2 protein-coding genes and 1 pseudogene are annotated in these 1365 nt (G+C 76.0%); all 3 read right to left on the reverse strand.

What is annotated here, in order from left to right; all coding sequences use genetic code 11:
* Positions 1–495, reverse strand: a 495-nt coding sequence (locus tag FV222_RS26225; RefSeq protein ID WP_147816048.1) for a DUF2163 domain-containing protein, incomplete at its 3' end; no start/stop codon positions are given.
* A 13-nt stretch (positions 496–508) separates the two neighbouring features.
* Positions 509–1150, reverse strand: a complete 642-nt coding sequence (locus tag FV222_RS26230; protein ID WP_147761756.1) for a DUF2460 domain-containing protein — start codon at positions 1148–1150, stop codon at positions 509–511.
* Between the two features lie 29 nt (positions 1151–1179).
* Positions 1180–1365, reverse strand: a pseudogene (locus tag FV222_RS26235) (phage tail tape measure protein); the annotation flags it as partial.

Genomic DNA, 1365 nt, shown 5'->3' on the forward strand with positions numbered 1-1365 from the left:
CGCCACGTCGACGCCGCAGCGGGCGTCGCCGAGGTCCGCGCCGCAGGTGGCGCGGTAGGTGCGGCCGCGCTCGGCGTCGAGCCGGTCGGCGAGGCCGCGGACCTCTGCCACGAAGGCGTCGCCGGCCCGGCGGATTTCGCCCAGCGTGCCCACGTCGAGGAGCAGGCGGGTGTCCGGGTCGGTCCAGTCCACCAGCCAGGTCTCGACGGCGGCGCCGTCGTAGAGCCCGCCGGCGATGTCGGCCTCGGTCAGCCCGAGCCCGGACAGCGCGCCGGAGACATCCCCGCCGGAGACGGCGAAGCCGAGCTCGGCCGCGGCCTCCGCCGCCTCCAGGCCGGTGCGGGCGGCGTAGGTCAGGCCGGCGATCGTCATGTCGCGGTCGTGGTCGGTGAAGCCGAGGGCGACGCCGTCGCGGCGGCGCAGGGCCCAGCAGCGGCAGAGGGTCGTCACGCCGCCGGCGAGATGCGCGGCGAAGGCGGGCGGCAGGTCGCGCATGGTTGCAGTTTCCCTAGGGCACGATCTCGACCAGCGGCACCTTCGGGATCTCGCCCGCGGTGAAGGCTTCGAGGTTGATCACGAGGTCGTCGGCGTCGAACCGGACCGGCACGTCGAAGGCGAAGCCCGCGGTGACGACGGCGCCCGCCGGGGGCACGGCGCCGGCGGCGAAGACGACCTGCCCGGTGGCGGGATCGCAGGCGAAGCGTTGCGCGGGCGTCTCGACGCCGGCCACCGCCACCCGCACGCTGCCGGCCACCGGCTTGGCGATCGCCCGCCGGTAGGGCGTCGGCCCGGTGCCGTAGGTCTTCAGCAGGGCGAACGCCCGGGACGCCCCGTCGCCGATTCCGAGGCGCTGGTCGGTCGGCGCCGGCACCCGGCCCGGCGGCCCGGAGCGGAAGTCGACCCGGTCGCGATAGCGGAAGCCGTAGAGGCGCCCGCGCCGCTCCTCGAAGAAGCTCAGCACCGCGTGGAGCGTGTCGAGCGAGCGGATGCCGAAGCCGGCGTCGTAGCGGCGCCGGGAATCGGCCCAGCGGCTGTTGCGGTGCTCTCGCCCCGAGGCGAGCGTGACGATCTCGGTCAGCCGGGTCGGGCCGCCGCTGCCGCGCAGCGCGACGTCGAGGGGAAAGGACACCTCGTGGAAATCGTCCGGCATCGGTTCTCCTCCGGTCGTGGCGTACGCTCTCACAGCGCGCGCTGGCCGCGGGCCACGGCGCGGGCGAGGCTCGCGGTGACCTGCGCCTCGGACTTGCGGAACGAGGCCGCGTCCGGCGTCGCGATGTTGACGGTGACCGCGACCGGCCGCCCGCCCGGTCCGGCGCCGACCCCGAGGCGGCCGTCGGAGCCTCGCCGGAGCGGCAGGATCGCCTC

Source organism: Methylobacterium sp. WL103, from assembly GCF_008039885.1.
Classification (GTDB): Bacteria; Pseudomonadota; Alphaproteobacteria; order Rhizobiales; family Beijerinckiaceae; genus Methylobacterium; species Methylobacterium cerastii.